This window comes from Corynebacterium sp. (assembly GCF_030152825.1).
Taxonomy (GTDB): Bacteria; Actinomycetota; Actinomycetes; order Mycobacteriales; family Mycobacteriaceae; genus Corynebacterium.
Map to the genome: position 1 here is coordinate 54,336 of NZ_JASLIP010000028.1, position 19,783 is coordinate 74,118.

Consider the following 19,783-nt stretch of genomic DNA (forward strand, 5'->3'; position numbering starts at 1 on the left):
CAGAAGCCTCGGTATGTCGTGAACCCCCTGGTGGGGCACCCACTTGCCGTTCGGGGCGCCAAAAACACCCTTGAACAGCAAAAAATGGGGGCTCTTTCCGGGGCCACTACCGTTTTGTATCACTCCGCGCACTCGGCGCGAAGATCCCTGTATTAAGCACCCTCTGCCGTTTCCCGTTCGGTACGCGCCATCGGAGCAATACAATCTACGCCGGTCAGAATACCGCAGTGGTCACTGGAAACCAAATGCGCCCGGAGGGGCTTTCGGGAGTGACTCCAGGCGCAGGTGCCGGCAGGCGGCTGCGGGGCCCTGGCTAGCACGAACATTCGGTACGCAGCCTCACATCCCCGCCGCGTTGCCGCCTTGCCTCCCCCAACCGCGAGCTAGTTGCTGCAGCTCTGTGGAATGTCTTTCTTTCCGCTCTTCCACTGCTTGAGCGCGTTTTCCACCGCACCGGCGTAGAGCTTCGCGCCCTTTTCGCCTGGGTGGATGCCGTCGACGAAGTCGTCGTTCTCCGCCGCTGCCTCGCACCAGTTCGCGAGGTAGACGTTCGGGGTCTTCTTCGCTTCGGCGATGAGCTCGTCGTTGGCGTGCGCCATCCAGTCGCGGTCGCCGTAGGGCATCACGTAGATAATGACGCGGTCCTTGCCCACGGCCTCCCGGATCTTCTTCAGCATCTCCGGGTCCCCTGCACCGTCGGAGGGACCGTTGGTCCCCAGACCAAGGACGACGAACTCGCGCAGCGTTCCGGCATCCGCCATCTGCTGCAGGATCGGCAGTGCTGCGATGTAGTGCCTGCTCTGTGCCGCGTCCACGGTCGCGCCCGGGAACTTCTCCTGCAGCGCGTCCACGGAGGCCAGCATCACGGAGTCACCGACCATGCTGATTTTCTTGCCGGAGGGCATCTTGCGATCTTCGACCGGGATCTTAATGCCGTCCTTCGGGACGGGCGGGGTGGTCTTCGCCGCTTCCTCGTTTTCCTTCTGCAGGCGTTCGGACTTTTCCTTCAGGTCCGTTTCCAGGCTTGACTCCGAAGGCGCGGTGGCCAGCCCGCAGGCGGTCAGCGCCCCCACGAGGACGAAGGCGAATCCGACACTCAGTTTGCGCATCACCCCACCACTAAACCAGCCCTTGATCGTCTTGCGGTAACCGTGACGTCGGAACGGCGTTTCGATGTGATTGAAGCTCCACTCGGAGATCACGGCTGTAAGCACCACGGCCACGATGCCGATGAGCCACTCGGGAGCCTTGGGCGCCAGCACCGGCAGGATCATCACGATCGGCCAGTGCCATAGGTAGATGGAGAAGGAGCGGTGCCCCAGCCAGCGGAGCACGCGGATATTCATCCACTCGTCGATCGCGTTATCGCCGCGCGCCAGCCCCATCACGACCAGGGAGGTCAGCAGGCTGGCGATGACCAGCCCGCCACGGTAGGTGAAAGCGCTTTCCGCGTGCACCGTCATCATCATCGCCACGAGCCCCACGAAGGCCAGCGCGGGGATCCAGTCCGCGAGCAGCTGGTGCTTAAACCAGTTGAGCCGGCGCGGGTGCGAATCCGCGACCCGGGAACGCACCGGAGAGGTCAGCAGGAGTGCGACGAGCGAGCCCAACAGCAGGCCGAAAGCGTGAGTATCCGTGCCGTAGTAGACCCGCGACGGGTCCTGCTGCGGGTCGAAAATCACCGCCATCGCGACCATGGAGGCGATGGCCAGCACCGCCGTCAACGCCGCCATGCGTGGCCGGAATCGGGCGGCATTGCGCCGAACGGCGAGCAACACCAACCAGACCAGAATTGGCCAGATCAGGTAGTACTGCTCCTCGATCGCCAGCGACCAATAGTGCGCCGTTACCTGGATGTCCGACTTCGCGAAATAGGACTCAGAGTTCGCGATCTGCACCCAGTTATTAACGAAGAACGCGGTACCGAAGAACTGGGTGCGCAGCTTCACCGCAAGATCGCCGCCGATCGTCCCCACCACGGCCGTCGTCATGATGAGGACGAACAGGGCCAACGGGGCGATGCGCCGTAGGCGCCGCTTCCAGAACACCCGGAAGCTCACGCCCTGGGTGAGTGCGACCTCGCGCAGCAGAATCGACGTGATGAGGAAGCCGGAGAGCACGAAGAAGACGTCCACGCCCATGAACCCGCCGGGCAGGATGTCGCCGAAGAAGTGGTACAGCACAACGGCTGCCACCGCGACCCCTCGCAGCCCATCGAGGCCTGCGATCTGACGAATACGGACGTGCACTTCTACTCCCTCCGGCTCGAATTGCCACCAAGTGAGATTAGCACCACAGGCGGACAACATTGCAGCCGAAGAGAGGGCTTTATGGCCATGTTCAGTTAACGGCCAGCTCGCCGTCCCGTCACGGACAGCCGAGCGGCGTGCGGCGGGTTTTTAGCGGCGCTTCTTGCTGAAGGTCTTGGTGAAATTCAGGCCCGGGATGCCGGTCTGAATGCGGATCATCTGCTGCCCATTGGCCTTCTGGGTGATGCGGGCCGGCCCCAGCTTGTAGGAGCCGCCCACCCCGCCGCTGGAGACGTTGATGCGGCCGTTGCGGCCGACCTTCTTGGACTCACGAAAAAAGATTCCCATGGGCTCAGAGTCTAGCGGGTAAGCAGACGGGATCTCTTTCCTGTCTCGTTGTGCCGGTTGTGGCCTCGCCCGGTTGTGTTATCGACCACGTATCGGTCTGCCCAACACTGCTGATGCTGAGCTGCACTATCCTCTTAGCCATGAACGACGACGCCCTCCGTTGCGATGACAACGACCGCAACCGCGCCCAGGCTCTCCTCCACGACGCTCTTGGCCGCGGCCAGATCAACATCGCGGAGTTCGACGAGCGGGTTCAGCAGTGCATCGTCGCTGAGACCCGTGGCGAGCTGCTCGTGCCCCTGGCGGATCTCTTTCTCGACCCGCGCGCGGCACTTTACGGCCGCCCGACAGCTCCCTCTACCCCGCCGAGCCCGAGCACGCCCACACAGCGACCCGCTCCTGCGAACAATGGGCAAAGTTTCTGGGAGAAGCTCACCAACTTCAACCGCCCGGCGGTACCCACGCGATCCCCGGAAGAGGTCGCTTACTTCGCCAACCAGATGGTGACCGGCGAGAACCTGCCCAACAACAGGGTGCAGGCTCTATTCTCTGATCGCCGGGTCCACCACTGGACCGTGCCCGCCTACCAGGAGGTCCGAGCGCACGCCGGAACAGTGACTGTCGACCTGCTCGCCGCGCGCCTGGCCTCGCACCACACCACCATCGACGTGGGGGCCGTATTCGGGGAGGTCAAAATCCTCGTTCCGGAGGGCATCCGCGTGCACATCGACACCGACGGCTCCTTCGGAGAGACGACCTTCAAGGTCGCCCGCGGTGCTGTCCCACCGGAGCAGCTCCCCGCGAACGCGCCGACGCTGCGCATCACGGGCTCGCACAACCTCGGCTCCGTCACCGTGCGCGTCTTGCGCCTGAACTAAGCGCAGGGTCGGCGTCGCCGCCTTCTTTGCTCGTATTCGCGCCTTTCCTCTACAATCAGCGCCCGCTCCCCCACCCCCCGAAGACCCGTTCTCCCCTCCCCACGCACAGCAAAAGGCCCCAGGGTTCTAAAACCCTGGGGCCTTAAAGCTCTCGGTCTAAGCCCGAAACCTTGCCTTAGTGCAGGCCGAGGTCATCCAGCGGGACGGACGCGCCGGTGAACTCACCGTAGCCCTCGTCACCGTAGAAACCATCACCGAAGGTGGACGGCAGCGTGAACGCCGCAGCACGAGCCTCCTCGGTCGGCTGGACCTGGATGTTGCGGTAGCGGGCGATACCCGTACCAGCCGGGATCAGCTTACCGATGATCACGTTCTCCTTGAGACCGATGAGCTTATCGGAACGCTTGTTGATCGCAGCGTCCGTCAGCACGCGAGTGGTCTCCTGGAAGGAAGCAGCGGACAGCCAGGACTCGGTTGCCAGGGAAGCCTTGGTGATGCCCATGATCTCGGCGCGAACCTCGACCGGGCGGCCACCCGTCTTCACGGCCTCCTTCGACGCGGCAACCGCGTCGGCGTGATCCACCAGGGAGCCCGGCAGGTACTCCGTGGAGCCGGAGTCGATGACCGTCACGCGACGCAGCATCTGGCGCACGATGATCTCGATGTGCTTGTCGTGGATAGCCACACCCTGATCGCGGTACACCTTCTGCACCTCGTTGATCAGGTGCTGCTGCACGCCACGGCGACCCATCACGCGGAGAACATCGTGTGGATCCGCAGCGCCCTTCAGCAGCTGCTGGCCCATCTTCACGTGGTCACCGTCGCGGAGCGGACGCTCCACACCACCGGTGCCCAGGGTTGCGACACCCTGACGCTTCGACAGCTTCTCGTACACAACCTCCTCGGAACCATCGTCCGGGATGATCGTGAGGGTGAAGAACGCGTCGTCGTCCTCGATCTTGATCTTGCCGTCCACGGAAGCGATCGGGGACTTCGCCTTCGGAACACGAGCCTCGAACAGCTCCTGAACACGCGGCAGACCACCCGTAATATCGCCACCAACACCACCGAGGTGGAAGGTACGCATCGTCAGCTGGGTACCCGGCTCACCAATGGACTGGGCAGCCACGATACCGACAGCCTCGCCGATCTCGACCTTCTTACCCGTAGCCATGGACTTGCCGTAGCAGGTGGAGCACACGCCGGTGGCGGTGCCACAGGTCATGACGGAGCGGGCCTTCACGGTCTCCACACCGGCCTTGACCAGCTCAGCCAGCTCCAGCTCACCGATGATCGCACCGGCCTCGCACACAACCTCGCCGTTCGCGCCGATGGCGTCGGCGGCCAGGAAGCGGCCCAGCACGGAGGTCTCGACGAAGTCCGCACGAGCGAACTCGCCGGTCTTCTCGCCGTTGGCGTCCAGCACCGGGGTGCAGACGTCCAGAACAACGCCCTGCTTGGTGCCACAGTCGTCCTCGCGGACGATGACGTCCTGCGCGACGTCCACCAGACGACGGGTGAGGTAACCGGAGTCAGCGGTACGCAGTGCCGTATCCGCCAGGCCCTTACGGGAACCGTGGGAGTTGTTGAAGTACTCGAGCACGGACAGGCCCTCACGGAAGGAGGTCTTCACCGGGCGGGTGATGTAGTCACCGCGGGAGTTCGTGACCATGCCCTTCATGCCGGCCAGGGTCCAGATCTGGCGCATGTTACCGGCAGCACCGGATTTCACGATCATCGGGATCGGGTTGTCATCCGGGTAGAGCTTCTCCACCGACTCACCGACGAAGTCCGTTGCTTCCTTCCACAGGTCAACCAGGGACTGGTAGCGCTCGGACTCGTTGATCTTGCCTCGGGCCAGCTTCTTCTCGATGCGCTGAGCCTTGGCCTCGTACTCGTCGAGGATCTCCTGCTTATTCGGCAGGACCAGCACGTCGTGCATGGTGATGGTCACACCGGAGCGGGTTGCCCAGTAGAAGCCAGCGTCCTTCAGCTTGTCCACCGTCTGCGCGACGGTGATCATCGGGTACTTCGCTGCCAGGTCGTTAATGACGACGGCCTGGTTCTTCTTGTCCATCACGCCTTCGACGTACGGGTAGTTCCACGGCAGCAGCTCGTTGAACTGCACGCGGCCCAGGGTGGTCTCGGCGGTCCAGGTCTGGCCCTTCTGCCAACCATCCGGGAACTGCTCCGCCTCAACCTCTGCCGGCGGGCGGAGGTGGTCGATGCGGACGTGGATCGGAGCCTGCAGGCCGAGCACACCACGGTCGTAGGCCATGATGGCCTCCGCCAGGGAGGTGTACACGCCGGTTGCCGGGCCCTGCTCGGTTGCCTCGGTGAAGGCACCCTGGCCGCCGAATTCCTCCTTGCCCTTGATCAAGGTCAGGTAGTACAGGCCGGTGACCATGTCCAGACGCGGCATAGCCAGTGGCTTACCGGACGCCGGGGACAGGATGTTGTTGGAAGCCAGCATCAGGATGCGGGCCTCAGCCTGGGCCTCGGCGGACAGCGGCAGGTGGACTGCCATCTGGTCACCATCGAAGTCCGCGTTGAAGGCCTCACAGGCCAGCGGGTGCAGCTGGATAGCCTTACCCTCAATCAACACGGGCTCGAAAGCCTGTATACCCAGGCGGTGCAACGTTGGTGCACGGTTCAGCATCACCGGGTGCTCGGCGATAGCCTCTTCCAGAACATCCCAGACCTCTGGGCGCTGGCGCTCAACCATGCGCTTCGCGGACTTGATGTTCTGCGCGTACGACTTCTCCACCAGGCGCTTCATCACGAAAGGCTTGAACAGCTCGAGGGCCATCAGCTTCGGCAGACCACACTGGTGCAGCTTCAGCTGCGGACCAACGATAATCACCGAACGGCCGGAGTAGTCCACACGCTTACCCAGCAGGTTCTGGCGGAAGCGGCCCTGCTTACCCTTCAGCAGGTCGGAGAGGGACTTCAGCGGACGGTTGCCTGGGCCTGTGACCGGACGGCCACGACGGCCGTTGTCGAACAGCGCGTCCACGGACTCCTGCAGCATGCGCTTCTCGTTGTTCACGATGATCTCAGGGGCACCGAGATCCAGCATGCGCTTCAGGCGGTTGTTGCGGTTGATGACGCGGCGGTACAGGTCGTTGAGGTCGGAGGTCGCGAAGCGGCCACCGTCCAGCTGAACCATCGGGCGCAGCTCCGGCGGGATGACCGGGATGCAGTCCAGGATCATGCCGGCCGGGTCGTTACCGGAGCGCAGGAACGCAGCGACAACCTTCAGGCGCTTCAGGGCGCGCAGCTTGCGCTGGCCCTTGCCGTCGCGGATGACCTCACGCAGGGACTCGGCCTCGGCCTCGAGGTCGAAGTTGCGGATCAGGGTCTGGATAGCCTCCGCGCCCATGCCGCCGGTGAAGTAATCCTCGTAGCGGTCGAGCAGCTCCTCGTAGAGGGTCTCGTCCGCGATCATCTGCTTCGGGGCGAGCTTGACGAAGGTGTTCCAGATCTCGTCGAGGCGCTCCACCTCGCGCTCAGCGCGCTCACGGATGTGGCGCATCTCGCGGTCAGCGGCGTTCTGCACCTTCTTCTTGGCGTCGGCCTTCGCGCCGGCAGCCTCGAGCTCCGCGAGGTCCTCCTCGAGAGTCTTGGCACGGTCGGCCAGCTCCGCGTCGCGGTCTTGCTCGACCTCCTTCTTCTCGAGCAGCATCTCTGCCTCGAGGGTCGTCTGGTCGTTGTGACGAGCCTCCTCATCAACAGAGGTGATGATGTTGGCCGCGAAGTAGATGATCTTCTCGAGATCCTTCGGGGCCAGGTCCAGCAGGTAGCCGAGGCGGGACGGAACGCCCTTGAAGTACCAAATGTGGGTCACCGGAGCGGCCAGCTCGATGTGGCCCATGCGCTCACGGCGGACCTTGGACTTGGTCACCTCGACGCCACAGCGCTCACAGATGATGCCCTTGTAGCGGACACGCTTGTACTTACCGCAGGAGCACTCCCAGTCGCGGGTTGGCCCGAAAATGCGCTCGCAGAACAGACCGTCCTTCTCTGGCTTGAGGGTGCGGTAGTTGATCGTCTCGGGCTTCTTTACCTCGCCGCGCGACCAGCGACGGATGTCATCGGCCGTGGCCAGGCCAATGCGTAGTTCGTCGAAGAAGTTGACGTCCAGCACGTGGACTTCCTTTCCCCTCCAAGAATGTGGAGGGCCATTGTGGGTGAACCTAGGTCAGAATCTGAAAGTGTGCGAAGCCTTGAGCGTTAGCCGACGTCGATGTCAGCGTCTGGACGCTCATCGCGCTGCAGGTTAATACCCAGCGCTGCGTTTGCGGACTCAAGCTCGTCGTCATCATCGGAGGACAGCTCCATCGGGGTGCCGTCCGCGGCCAGAACCTCAACGTTCAGGCACAGGGACTGCAGCTCCTTGAGGAGGACCTTGAAGGACTCTGGAATACCCGGATCCGGGATGTTCTCGCCCTTCACGATCGCCTCGTAGACCTTCACGCGGCCCACCACGTCATCGGACTTGATGGTCAGAAGCTCCTGCAGGGTGTAGGCGGCACCGTATGCCTGCATTGCCCACACCTCCATCTCGCCGAAGCGCTGGCCACCGAACTGGGCCTTACCACCCAGCGGCTGCTGGGTAATCATGGAGTAAGGACCGGTGGAACGGGCGTGAATCTTCTCGTCGACCAGGTGGTGCAGCTTCAGCATGTACATGTAGCCCACGGAGATCGGGTGCTCGTATGGCTCACCAGTACGGCCGTCGATCAGCTGCGCCTTACCGAAGTCATCCACCAGGCGAACACCATCGCGGTTCGGGCGCGAGGAGCGCAGCAGACCGGACAGCTCGGCGTTGGACGCACCGTCGAACACCGGGGTGGAGGTCAGGGAGTCGGCCGGAACGTCGTAGAGCTCCTCCGGCAGCGTCTCCAGCATCGCCTTGATCTTCGGGTCGTCGGAGTCGGTGTCGACCTGCCAACCGGCCTTCGCCAGCCAGCCCAGGTGCACCTCCAGGACCTGACCAATGTTCATACGACGCGGCACACCGTGGGTGTTCAGGATGATGTCCACCGGGGTACCGTCCGGCAGGAACGGCATGTCCTCCTGCGGCAGGATCTTGCCGACGACACCCTTGTTGCCGTGGCGGCCGGCGAGCTTATCGCCGTCCTGGATCTTGCGCTTCTGGGCGACGTAGACGCGGACCATCTCGTTGACACCAGCGGCGAGGTCGTCGTCGTCCTCACGCGAGAAGACGCGTACGCCGATGACCTTGCCAGTCTCACCGTGCGGGACCTTCATGGAGGTATCGCGAACCTCGCGGGCCTTCTCACCGAAGATGGCGCGCAGCAAGCGCTCCTCCGGGGTCAGCTCCGTCTCACCCTTCGGGGTGACCTTACCAACGAGGATGTCACCGTCGCGGACGTCCGCACCGATGCGGACGATACCGCGCTCATCGAGGTCAGCAAGGACGTCCTCGCCGACGTTTGGGATGTCGCGGGTGATCTCCTCCGGCCCCAGCTTGGTGTCGCGGGCGTCGATCTCGTACTCCTCGATGTGGATCGAGGTCAGCACGTCCTCCTCAACCATGCGCTGGGAGAGGATGATCGCATCCTCGTAGTTGTGGCCCTCCCACGGCATGAAGGCGACGAGCAGGTTCTTGCCCAGCGCCATCTCACCGTTATCGGTGCCCGGGCCGTCGGCGATGACCTGGCCGGCCTCGACGCGGTCGCCCTGGTTAACCAGCGGCTTCTGATTGTAGCTGGTGCCCTGGTTGGTGCGCTCGAACTTACGCAGCATGAAGGTATCGCGGATGCCCTCATCGTCCATGATGGTGATGTAGTCAGCGGAGACGTACTCCACCACACCAGCCTTCGGGGCGATAATCAGGTCACCGGCGTCGTACGCAGCGCGCTGCTCGATACCGGTACCGACGTACGGGGCCTCGGCGCGCAGCAGCGGCACAGCCTGACGCTGCATGTTCGCACCCATGAGGGCTCGGTTGGCGTCGTCGTGCTCCAGGAACGGAATCATCGCGGTTGCGACGGAAACCATCTGGCGCGGGGAGACGTCCATGTAATCCACCTGGCTTGCCGGGACGACCTCCACGTCGCCGCCGCGCAGACGGACCTCAATCTGGTCCTCGGTGAACTTCATGTCCGCATCGAAAGGCGTATTCGCCTGAGCGATGACGTGACGGTCCTCTTCGTCAGCGGTGAAGTACTCCACCTCGTCGGTGATCTGGCCATCGACGACGCGGCGGTACGGCGTCTCGATGAAGCCGAACGGGTTCACGCGGGCGTAGGAGGACAGGGAGCCGATCAGACCGATGTTCGGGCCCTCCGGGGTCTCAATCGGACACATGCGGCCGTAGTGAGACGGGTGAACGTCTCGGACCTCGAGGCCAGCACGCTCACGGGACAGACCACCCGGACCCAGCGCGGACAGACGGCGCTTGTGGGTCAGGCCGGACAGGGAGTTGTTCTGGTCCATGAACTGGGACAGCTGCGAGGTACCGAAGAACTCGCGGATCGCTGCCGAGACCGGACGCACGTTGATCAGGGAGGTCGGGGTGATGGACTCGGCGTCCTGCGTGGTCATGCGCTCGCGGACGACGCGCTCCATGCGGGACAGGCCAACCCGGACCTGGTTCTGGATCAGCTCGCCGACCGTACGCAGGCGGCGGTTGCCGAAGTGGTCGATGTCGTCGACCTCGATCGGGATCTCCACGCCCTCCGGGGAGGTCATGGTGCGCTCGCCCGCGTGCAGGCGGACGAGGTACTCGATCGTGGTGAGGATGTCTTCCTCGGTCAGGGTCATGTTGCCGTCGGTGTCGCCACCGAGGCCGAGCTTGCGGTTGACCTTGTAGCGGCCGACCTTCGCCAGGTCGTAGCGCTTCGGGCGGAAGAAGGAGTTCTCCAGCAGAGCCTGCGCGGAGTCGCGGGTCGGGGACTCGCCCGGACGCTGTTTGCGGTAGATCTCCAGCAGTGCCTCGTCCGTGTTCTCGACGCCATCCTTCTCGAGGGTGGACATCATGATCTCGGAGAAGCCGAAGCGGTCGGTGATCTCCTGGGTGGTCAGACCGAGGGCCTTCAGCAGGACGGTCACCGGCTGGCGGCGCTTACGGTCGATGCGGACGCCGACGGTCTCGCGCTTATCGACGTCGAACTCCAGCCATGCACCGCGGGAAGGGATGACCTTCACGCCGTGCAGCGGGCGCTCGGTGGAGGTGTCGATCGACTCGTCGAAGTACACGCCCGGGGAGCGGACCAGCTGGGAGACGACGACACGCTCGGTGCCGTTGATGATGAAGGTGCCCTTGTCGGTCATCATCGGGAAGTCGCCGATGAAGACGGTCTGGGACTTAATTTCGCCGGACTGGGCGTTGGTGAACTCCGCGGTCACGTACAGCGGTGCCGCGTAGTTGATGTCCTTTTCCTTGGCCTCGTCGATGGAGGTCTTCACGTCGTCGAAGCGTGGCTCCGAGAGCGTGAGGGACATGTTTTCCGAATAGTCCTCAATGGGGGACAGCTCTTCGAGGATGTCCTCCAGTCCGCTCGTGACGCGGACTCCCTCCCCAGCCTCGGCCTGCATGCGGGCGCGCCACTCCGGGGCGCCGACGAGCCAGGCGAAGGACTCTCGTTGGAGGTCAAGAAGGCCTGGAACCTCGATCGGTGCGTCGATCTTCGCGAAAGAGTAGCGAGTCGATGCTCCGGGGATTCCGGCCACTGAACTTGTCTGGCGGGAGACTGCCAAGATGGGTCCTTCCAGCACTAAGCGTTTCTCCTCGCCTGGGTGGAGCCAGGCTGGGAAACGGTTGCGTGAGCGTACGATTTTTCGTGGTGGTCTATATCGGTGGTGTTACTCTGAACGCCAGATAAGCAGGAACGCCTAAAGGACCTTGTCAAATCCGCTTTCCGCAGCCTGCGACTGCTGGAGGGAAGCTCATTGCCAAGGCCGATTGTTGGTGAGATCATCATCTCTCAACTCGCCTGCCCACACGGGTTCAGAATTTAACCAGCGCAACGAACTACCATATAGTAGTAGCCCCCAAATGTCCACCCCCGTGGACACTGATCAGGCCGATAGTATCTGTCCGCTTCGGTGGGCGCAAAATTACACGCTTGTAGCCCGGCGCTTCCGTTCGCGGCGCAGCGCCACCACGAGTGCGGCGAGCAGCAGGATCACGCCCGCCCAGAACACCCCACGACCCCATTTTTCCGTGGAACGCTTGCCACCGAGCTCGTCCGCCTGGTCCAGCATCTGGCGCTCATTGGCCTCGGTCGTGCGCCCCTCAAACTTCAGCAGCGGCTCCACCGCCTCGCCTTCAGCGTTGCGGTACTCGTCCCGAATGTGCTCCTCGATACCCACGATCATGCCGGACGCCGGCTCCACCGCCAGCTCGCGCCAGCCGCCGTGGTACAGCTCCGCACGGTCGCCGTCCTTGACGATGTCGTTGCGGATGCCGCTGTAGCGGGAGCTGACCTTTTCCGCCGGGATCTTCTGACGGAAGAGGTAGATCTCCTTCTCCTCACCGCTGGAGGTCCCCCGGCGCTCGGTGCCCCGGAACTCCGCCGGGTAGGCGCGGCGGGCGGTCCAGTCGAAGTACTCGTAGCTCTGCTGCTGGGTGTCCACCGGGAACTTCGCCCAGGAGCCCTCCATCTCCACGGCCTTCGGCGGGGTTGCCGGGGAATCCGCGACCTTGGCCTCCCCCACGGCCTCGCCGTTCATCCGGTTCAGCCGATAGCTATAAACCTGCGCGTCCAGCAGGGACTCCAGGTCATCGTCCACGTTGGTACGAGCGTTGGAGACGCCGACACGCACCGTCGCCTCCTCCTCTGTCGCCGGCTGGCCCAGTTGCATGTTGAACTGGCGAGCCACCGGCGCTTGGATGGGCTCATCCTTCCCCACGCCCAGGTAACCCGGCCCCACAGTCGCGTCATCGTCTTCCAAGGTGAAGGTGGTGTGCTGCAGCCCCAGCGGCACCGGCCGCTCCTCAGGGAAGAGCCGTGGCAGGAGCACGCCCGCCACGATCATGGCGCTGGCCAGGCCGAGCACAAACACAGCAACGATACGGGACTTCGAGTTCATGCTGAACATGCTACAACAGCCCGCAGTCATACTGTTTCCCTTTAAAAAGCAGCTCTGGGCAACAATAAGAAAACCGCCCCAGCAAGACGAACCTTGCGGGGCGATGAATCACGCGGCCGCTATGCGCGGCAACTGGATTACTTGAGGGAGACCTTTGCGCCGGCCTCTTCCAGCTTAGCCTTAGCTGCCTCAGCGTCCTCCTTGGAAGCACCCTCGAGCAGAGCCTTCGGAGCAGCCTCAACGAGCTCCTTAGCCTCCTTCAGGCCCAGGCCGGAGACGACCTCGCGCACGACCTTAATGACGCCGATCTTCTTAGCGCCTGCGTCCTCCAGGACGACGTCGAACTCGTCCTTCTCCTCAGCAGCAGCGCCGCCCTCAGCGCCACCAGCAGCTGCAACAGCAGCAACCGGAGCAGCAGCGGTGACGTCGAAGGTCTCCTCGAACAGCTTGACGAACTCAGAGAGCTCGATCAGGGTCATCTCCTTGAAGGCATCCAGCAGCTCTTCGTTGGTGAACTTAGCCATAATAGGCATCCTTTCGTGTTGCGCCGCCTGGGCAATCGGCCCTGCGGCGAAGTGTTTTTAAAAGTTTTTACTGTGATGGACCGGCTTGAGATCCAGCGCGGTGGCACACCGTGCCCTCGCGCCCAGCGTGGCGGAACTAGTCCTTCTTCTCCTGCAGGGCAGCCGCGAGGCGTGCAACCTGGGACGCAGGAGCGTTGAACAGTCCAGCAGCCTTTGCCAAGGAACCCTGGAGAGCACCGGCCAGCTTGGCCAGGGTGGTCTCGCGGTTGTCCAGGTCGGCGATAGCCATGACCTGCTCAGCGGACAGCGCAGCGCCGTCCATGTTCCCGCCCTTGACGACGAAAGCCTCGTGATCCTTGCCGAAAGCCTTCATGGCCTTAGCTGCGTCAACAGCCTCGCCCTTGATGAAAGCAACAGCGGTAGGACCAGTCAGCAGGGATTCGTCGAACTCAACGCCGGCTTCCTTAGCAGCCAGCTTGAGCAGGGTGTTCTTGGCGACGGAGTAGGTGACATCCTGACCCAGCGCGCGACGCAGCTCAGTGGTCTCAACCACGGACAGACCGCGGTATTCGGTCAGCACGGTGGCGTCTGCTTCCTCGAAGCGTGCCTTGAGCTCCTGCAGCGCTGCAGTGTTCTTTGGATTAGCCATACTCTCGCCTCCTTCCTGATGTTCTGGTGTACGTGTGTACGTGCACCGGCGATCGAAACGAAGGAAACACTTTCACAACGACAAAGCGCCCCGTACCCGCAGGGGGCAACGGGGCGCTTCTGGAGTCGCAGCTCGCTGGCGTGAAGCTAGCGGCGCGATACAAAACGTCTCGTGTTACCTGCGTGGGCCGTCATCATGACGATGATCCTTCAACCCGGGAGCGCTCGCACGAGCTTGCCGAATATCTCAGCGATGCTGGAAAGCGTTTTCCCAAGTGACCGACGGTCTTCGGTGAAACTTTGAAACATATCAAAACTTCGCCTGACAGCTTAACACCCGACAGCAGGAAGACCAAATCAGGCTAAGCGGCACCGCGGTACTGCTCGGCCTCCTCCCCACGGCGTTTCATCTCATGCCAATGCTGCCGTGCCGACTCCCGGGACCGCTCGCCCCATTGCACATCCCAATCCTTCTCCTCGGTGCCATCGGCTTCCCCGTCGTAGTCCTCATTGCGGGAGTAGAGCCGCTGCCGTTCCCGAGCCCCGTGGGTCAAGCGCCGGACCGCGGCGTCCGAATTGAAGCTCGACCCCAGGGCTCCGGCAGTGACACCCATGGATGCTGCGAGCCAAGAAATCCGAGCATATGTTCCCACTGTCACCGGCTCACCTAAGACCTTCGTCATGTAGTCCGGGGCGATGATCGCACCGGCGCCGGCAAAAATGAAGAGGAAGAGGATGGCATACATCCCCAAAACCGCGACCGCGAGGGTGAGCAGCGTCGAACCGTTGTACAGCGCGATGAACCCCTTGAAGGACTTTGCACTGGGCTTGTCCCAGAGGCTGTTATCCAGCAGTAGCCACAGAATCATGGCTAGCACCGCGACGATATTGACCACCGCCAGGCGGGTGACGGTGAGGTAGTCGGCCATTTCCCAGATTGAGCTATAGAAGATGCCGAAGGCGCCTACCCCGATGCCAGCAGCCAGCGCGCCGGACAATGCACCGATCGAGCGACTCGGCTGATTCGTCGAGATCATGCCGAGCATCGTCTTGATCTTGCTCTTTTCCTCCCGGGTCGACTGCTCCCCTTCGCCCTGGGAAGACGCCAGGTAGTCGCGGTATTTTTGGATCACCCGCGTCATCTCTTGAGCTAGCCCTTCCCGGGCACCAAGAACTCCGAGCGTGGGGTAGCTGATCACCGCCACACCTTGCTTCGGGTAAAGCTCGCTTCTTAAGACGGTGGCGTCACTAAATCGCGGCAGCTCGGTGACGAGCAGCTGCAGGTCCGCGGGGCTCCGTTCGCTCGGGACATCCGGTGCGATCAGGGAATGGTTGGGGTCCATGAGTAGCAGCTGGGTGTCGAGGTTGAAGCTGCAATCTTCTGGCAGGTCCCCGCGGTCGAGAACCTTTGATACTTGGGCAGATACAAGCCCGGGGTCCGCAACGATGCAGACTGATAGTTGGGAAGTTTTATCGCTTGGGGTGGATTGTGAAATCTGGTGCCTTTCCTTAGTCAGCACTTCCCCAGACTAGGGCAGAAACATCACGCCTGCGAGGCGGGTCTTGTGGTGCGGGGCAGCTGATACCCTCAAAGCCTTACCCCACCTGCCCCCGCAGCTATCACTTTGCCGGCCGCACTCACCCAGAATGTCGCCGCTCGGTGATAACAACGAAGGAACAACCATGGCACCATTCGATACCGCCGATACGACCCCAGAGGGCGACGCTGAAAAACAGACCGACGGCACGGAAGAACAGATCCCGGCCTTCATCTCCCAGCCCGACCGGCTAGACAAGTGGATCTGGGCCTACCTGGTGGTCGCGACCCTCTTCAGCTTCGCGATGATCCCGCTGCGCGTGTGGCTCCTCAACAACCCCGTGCCCTACGCACTCATGGTGGGCGGCTATACCTCCTCGATCGTGGGCGGGGCTGAGTCCACCACCGGTGGGGTCTCGGCGGTCGCCATCGTTGTGCTGACCCTGGTCGGAGCGCTGAAGACCGTCCCCCTGTGGTGGCTGGTCGGCAACAAGTGGGGCCTGGAATACCTGCGCATGTCGGTCGCCCACTCCCCCAGGTTGCAGCGCTGGACCGCGCGACTGGAAAATGCCCGCCCCGGCGTGCTGGGCGCGGCGATCGTGCTCTCCTATATCCCCTTCGTGCCCACCATCGTGATCGCCAACCTGCTGGCCGGCATCCGCCGCATGAGCTTCTGGACAGTATTGGGGCTCAACGCCTTCGGCGTGCTGGTCACCAACGCCTTCTTCGCTTACCTGGGCGTGACCTACGGAGAGCAGGTGATCTCGATCGTGGAGCAGGTCAACCGCTACGCCATGTGGATCACGATCGCGCTGCTGGTGTTCATGTTCTGGAGCATTTCGAAGCAGAACAAGAAGGCCGCCTAAGTTAAAGGCGATCCATACGTACCGCGAAAGCCAGCCCTTCAATACATTTCAGGCCCCGCCTCTTCATAAATCAGCCCATGAGGAGGCGGGGCCTTCCCCACGACGCAAAGAAGCCCCGACCCTTTCCGGGGCCGGGGCAGCTACGCCAGTGACGCTAGGGCTTAAGCCTCAGCCTCGTCTGCGTAGTTCTTCTGGATGGTCTCGTCGACCGGGACACCCGGGCCGTTGGTGGAGGACAGTGTGACCTTCTTGATGTACTTACCCTTCGAGGAGGACGGCTTGATGCGCAGCAGCTCGTCGATCAGGGCGCCGTAGTTCTCGGCCAGCTTCTTCTCGTCGAAGGAAGCCTTACCGATCAGGGCGTGCAGGTTGGAAGCCTTGTCCACGCGGAAGGAGATCTTGCCGCCCTTGATCTCGGAGACAGCCTTAGCAACGTCGGTGGTGACGGTGCCGGTCTTCGGGTTCGGCATCAGACCACGCGGGCCCAGCACGCGAGCAACGCGGCCGACCTTAGCCATCTGATCCGGGGTAGCGATCGCAGCGTCGAAGTCGGTCCAGCCGCCCTGGATCTTCTCGATCAGCTCAGCGGAGCCAACGAAGTCTGCGCCTGCCTCCTCGGCAGCGGTAGCGTTCGGTCCCTCGGCGAAGACGACCACGCGGACGTCCTTACCGGTGCCGTTCGGCAGCGCGACGGTGCCGCGGACCAGCTGGTCAGCCTTGCGCGGGTCGACGCCCAGGCGGATCGCAACGTCGATGGTTGCGTCGTAGTTCTTGGAGGACGTCGCCTTGGCCAGCTTCGCAGCCTGCAGCGGGGTGTACTTGTTATCGCGGTCGACCTTAGCGGCCGCCTCGCGGTAAGCCTTAGAAACCTTGCTCATGAAAATTCCAATCTGGGTTTTAGGTGTTGGAGTTGTGGTCTAGTGGGTCAGCAAGCGACCCTGCCACGCGATGAAACCCCGGCGGTCAACCCACCGGGGTGGCGCACTTAAGCGGACGGGCGACCCTCGACGTCGATACCCATCGAGCGAGCGGTACCGGCGATGATGGCCGCACCAGCCTCGATGTCGTTCGCGTTCAGGTCCGGCTCCTTGGTCTTTGCAATTTCCTTGCACTGATCCCAGGTGACCTTACCGACCTTGTCGGTGTGCGGGATGCCGGAGCCCTTCTGCAGGCCAGCGGCCTTCAGCAGCAGCTTGGAAGCCGGCGGGGTCTTCAGCTTGAAGTCGAAGGAACGGTCCTCGTAGACCGTGATCTCGACCGGCACGATGTTGCCGCGCTGGGACTCGGTTGCAGCGTTGTAGGCCTTGGTGAACTCAACGATGTTCACACCGTGAGCACCCAGTGCCGGACCAACCGGCGGAGCAGGGGTTGCTGCACCAGCCTGGATCTGCAGCTTGATGAGCGCCTGGACCTTCTTCTTCTTGGCCATCGCTATACCTCTTTCTGTTATCAGGAAGCGGGCGTACCACTCCCCGACCGGATGCCGGTTCTTAGCCAGCCACCGGAGATGAATAGTTCCACTGCCACCCGGGCACGCCAAAGACGCGCCGCTAAATAGCAGACAGAGTTACATTAATCGAGCTTCGCAACCTGATCAAATTCCAGCTCAACCGGGGTTTCACGGCCGAAGATGGAGACCATCGCCTTGAGGCGGTTCTGGACGGTGTCGATCTCGGAGATGGTCGCAGCAACGGACGCGAACGGACCGGAGAGGATGGTGACGGACTCGCCCACCTCGTAGTCGACCTCGACGGTCTCGGAGGCCGGCTTCGGCGGGACAGCCACGCCGGTTGCGGAGACGTCGACGTCCGCGGCGTCCTGGCCCTGGTCCTCCGCCGCAGCGGTTGCGGTCTCCGGTGGCAGCAGGAACTTCGCGACCTCGCGGATCTTCACCGGGGTGGGCTTGCCCTCGTTGCCCACGAAGGAGGTCACACCCGGGGTGTCACGGACGACGGACCAGGAGGCGTCGTCGAGCTCGATACGGACGAGGACGTACCCCGGCAGCAGCTTGCGCTTGACTTGCTTGCGCTTGCCGTCCTTCAGCTCGGTGACTTCCTCGACCGGGACGACGACCTCGTGGATCTGCTCGTCCACGCCCAGGGTCTGGGCGCGCATCTCGAGGTTGGTCTTCACCTTGTTCTCGTAGCCGGAGTAGCACTGGATGATGTACCACTCGCCCGGCAGCTTTTTCAGGGCGCGCATGAACTCGCGCAGCCGGGTCTTGTAGGCCTCCATCGCGGCCTCTTCGGCGGTCTTCTCCGGCTGCTCCGCCTCGGCAGCCTCCGGTGCGGCGTCGGCGCCCTCCGCCGGCTCCGCGGCGGCGTCCTCGGCGGCATCGCCCAGGGCTGCGGCGGCCTGCTCGGCCTCGGACTCCTTGTGGGCTGCGACTTCCTGGTGGATGTCCTCCTGCGCCGCGGCGGCGAGGTCCGCTGCGCTGAGGTTCTTATCTGCGCTCATGTGATGCTCCTTGTCGGGTGAGCCTGGGTGATTTAGGCAGGATCGGCAATAAAAATCCGCCCCTACCGTTGGTCGGCGAGGCGGGATATTTTCTGCATCTCAGTTTAGCACGCGAGCGGGTTTTGCTGCCACGAGCGATCTGGTGTGTCCACAAAGGGGCACAAGAAAAGCCCTCCGCGAGGGAGGGCTTGGAAATTGTCGCTGCGCTTGGCGGAGCAGCTTGAGGTTAGACGCCGAAGACCCAGCGCACACCAAGGCTGGTGACGTAGTCCACGCCGGCAACCAGGGCGGTCGTCAGGATGAGGAAGACCAGCACCACGAGGGAGTAGGTCACCATCTCGCGACCAGTCGGCCAGATGACCTTGCGCATCTCGGAGATCACGCCGCGGATGTAGTCCGCGATGGCGGTGAAGGGGTTACTCCGGGTTTCGACGACCTCGGGGGAGGTCGAGGCGCTGGTCGCGCGGGCCGTGGTGGCCTGGCCAGCAACCTGGCGCTTACCGCTGGGGCGCATGGAACCGCCGGAAGCGTTTGCTCCGGAGCCTTCGGCCCTGTTGCTATCTTCGCTCACGTGGTTACTCCTTCGGGCGCCCGCGGGGGCGGGCGAACTTTGCAGGGGTGACAGGACTTGAACCCGCAACCTACGGTTTTGGAGACCGTTGCTCTACCAATTGAGCTACACCCCTAAAACTGTGGCAACGCCGGGTTGGTGACCGCGATCTTACCCGCAGACAACGCACCATGCGCGCAACACGGGAGTAGCCTAGCAACTTTCTGTTCAGTTAGACAACTTGCCTCGTTATCCGCAGCACCAGGGCACTCGATATGGAGTGAACCCGGAAGGTCCGGCGCACATCAGCACCCACCCGAATGCGACCACTCCCCCATTGAATGCGGCGCGCCAAGGCGGTGGTGAGGGCGGTGGCGTCGTTAATAAAAAAGGACCCCGCGGAAAAAACCACGGGGTCCGAAATTAGTAGCGGTGCCGGGACTCGATCCCGGGACCTCACGATTATGAGTCGTGCGCTCTAACCAGCTGAGCTACACCGCCACAGCCACTTACATGACCAGCCACGGCCAGCGTAAACGGGTCACGTGACGGCCATATAAAATGACAGAGCCCCCTGACGGAATCGAACCGTCGACCTTTTCCTTACCATGGAAACGCTCTGCCGACTGAGCTAAGGGGGCGCAACTTAAATCGACCGAACCT

14 protein-coding genes and 3 tRNA genes are annotated in these 19,783 nt (G+C 62.8%); 2 read left to right on the forward strand and 15 right to left on the reverse strand.

Annotation, left to right across the window (positions count from 1 at the left end):
* Positions 1–383 precede the first annotated feature (383 nt).
* Positions 384–2,249, reverse strand: coding sequence for an acyltransferase family protein (locus Q1V78_RS03335; protein ID WP_300611594.1), 1,866 nt, complete (start codon positions 2,247–2,249; stop codon positions 384–386).
* 150 nt (positions 2,250–2,399) lie between these two features.
* On the reverse strand, positions 2,400–2,597 hold the full coding sequence (locus tag Q1V78_RS03340) for a DUF4236 domain-containing protein (protein ID WP_300611596.1): 198 nt from the start codon (positions 2,595–2,597) through the stop codon (positions 2,400–2,402).
* A 140-nt stretch (positions 2,598–2,737) separates the two neighbouring features.
* Here Q1V78_RS03340 and Q1V78_RS03345 point away from each other — a divergent pair, with 140 nt between their 5' ends.
* Positions 2,738–3,475 carry a DUF1707 domain-containing protein gene (locus Q1V78_RS03345; RefSeq protein ID WP_300611599.1) on the forward strand — a complete coding sequence of 246 codons (738 nt, stop codon included), beginning with the start codon at positions 2,738–2,740 and terminating at the stop codon, positions 3,473–3,475.
* 175 nt (positions 3,476–3,650) lie between these two features.
* Here the strand turns inward: Q1V78_RS03345 and Q1V78_RS03350 are convergent, their stop codons facing one another.
* The 6 genes from Q1V78_RS03350 to Q1V78_RS03375 form a co-directional block, all read right to left on the reverse strand.
* Positions 3,651–7,622, reverse strand: coding sequence for a DNA-directed RNA polymerase subunit beta' (locus tag Q1V78_RS03350; RefSeq protein WP_300611601.1), 3,972 nt, complete (start codon positions 7,620–7,622; stop codon positions 3,651–3,653).
* 86 nt (positions 7,623–7,708) lie between these two features.
* Positions 7,709–11,221 carry a DNA-directed RNA polymerase subunit beta gene (locus Q1V78_RS03355; protein ID WP_300611603.1) on the reverse strand — a complete coding sequence of 1,171 codons (3,513 nt, stop codon included), beginning with the start codon at positions 11,219–11,221 and terminating at the stop codon, positions 7,709–7,711.
* A 342-nt stretch (positions 11,222–11,563) separates the two neighbouring features.
* On the reverse strand, positions 11,564–12,538 hold the full coding sequence (locus tag Q1V78_RS03360; protein WP_300611605.1) for a DUF3068 domain-containing protein: 975 nt from the start codon (positions 12,536–12,538) through the stop codon (positions 11,564–11,566).
* Positions 12,539–12,675: 137 nt separating this feature from the next.
* A complete protein-coding gene (gene rplL / locus Q1V78_RS03365; protein ID WP_070759791.1) occupies positions 12,676–13,062 on the reverse strand; it encodes a 50S ribosomal protein L7/L12 in 387 nt (128 codons plus the stop codon).
* A gap of 136 nt (positions 13,063–13,198) precedes the next feature.
* Positions 13,199–13,711 (reverse strand): 50S ribosomal protein L10, encoded by a 513-nt coding sequence (rplJ, locus tag Q1V78_RS03370; RefSeq protein WP_300611608.1) that lies wholly within the window; start codon positions 13,709–13,711, stop codon positions 13,199–13,201.
* A 361-nt stretch (positions 13,712–14,072) separates the two neighbouring features.
* Positions 14,073–15,053 carry a hypothetical protein gene (locus tag Q1V78_RS03375; protein ID WP_300611610.1) on the reverse strand — a complete coding sequence of 327 codons (981 nt, stop codon included), beginning with the start codon at positions 15,051–15,053 and terminating at the stop codon, positions 14,073–14,075.
* A gap of 340 nt (positions 15,054–15,393) precedes the next feature.
* Here Q1V78_RS03375 and Q1V78_RS03380 point away from each other — a divergent pair, with 340 nt between their 5' ends.
* Positions 15,394–16,113, forward strand: a complete 720-nt coding sequence (locus tag Q1V78_RS03380; RefSeq protein ID WP_300611613.1) for a VTT domain-containing protein — start codon at positions 15,394–15,396, stop codon at positions 16,111–16,113.
* 161 nt (positions 16,114–16,274) lie between these two features.
* Here the strand turns inward: Q1V78_RS03380 and rplA are convergent, their stop codons facing one another.
* The 7 genes from rplA to Q1V78_RS03415 all read right to left on the reverse strand — a co-directional run bounded on the left by rplA (position 16,275) and on the right by Q1V78_RS03415 (position 19,761).
* A complete protein-coding gene (rplA, locus tag Q1V78_RS03385; RefSeq protein ID WP_070759795.1) occupies positions 16,275–16,991 on the reverse strand; it encodes a 50S ribosomal protein L1 in 717 nt (238 codons plus the stop codon).
* Between the two features lie 107 nt (positions 16,992–17,098).
* Positions 17,099–17,542, reverse strand: a complete 444-nt coding sequence (rplK, locus tag Q1V78_RS03390) for a 50S ribosomal protein L11 (protein WP_300611617.1) — start codon at positions 17,540–17,542, stop codon at positions 17,099–17,101.
* Positions 17,543–17,685: 143 nt separating this feature from the next.
* Entirely contained in the window at positions 17,686–18,570 is an 885-nt protein-coding gene (nusG, locus tag Q1V78_RS03395; protein ID WP_300611620.1) for a transcription termination/antitermination protein NusG, read from the reverse strand.
* A gap of 226 nt (positions 18,571–18,796) precedes the next feature.
* A complete protein-coding gene (gene secE, locus Q1V78_RS03400) occupies positions 18,797–19,141 on the reverse strand; it encodes a preprotein translocase subunit SecE (RefSeq protein WP_300611622.1) in 345 nt (114 codons plus the stop codon).
* A 42-nt stretch (positions 19,142–19,183) separates the two neighbouring features.
* A tRNA-Trp gene (locus tag Q1V78_RS03405) sits at positions 19,184–19,256 on the reverse strand.
* Positions 19,257–19,547: 291 nt separating this feature from the next.
* Positions 19,548–19,621, reverse strand: a tRNA-Met gene (locus tag Q1V78_RS03410).
* 67 nt (positions 19,622–19,688) lie between these two features.
* Positions 19,689–19,761 (reverse strand) — tRNA-Thr (locus tag Q1V78_RS03415).
* Positions 19,762–19,783 lie beyond the last annotated feature (22 nt).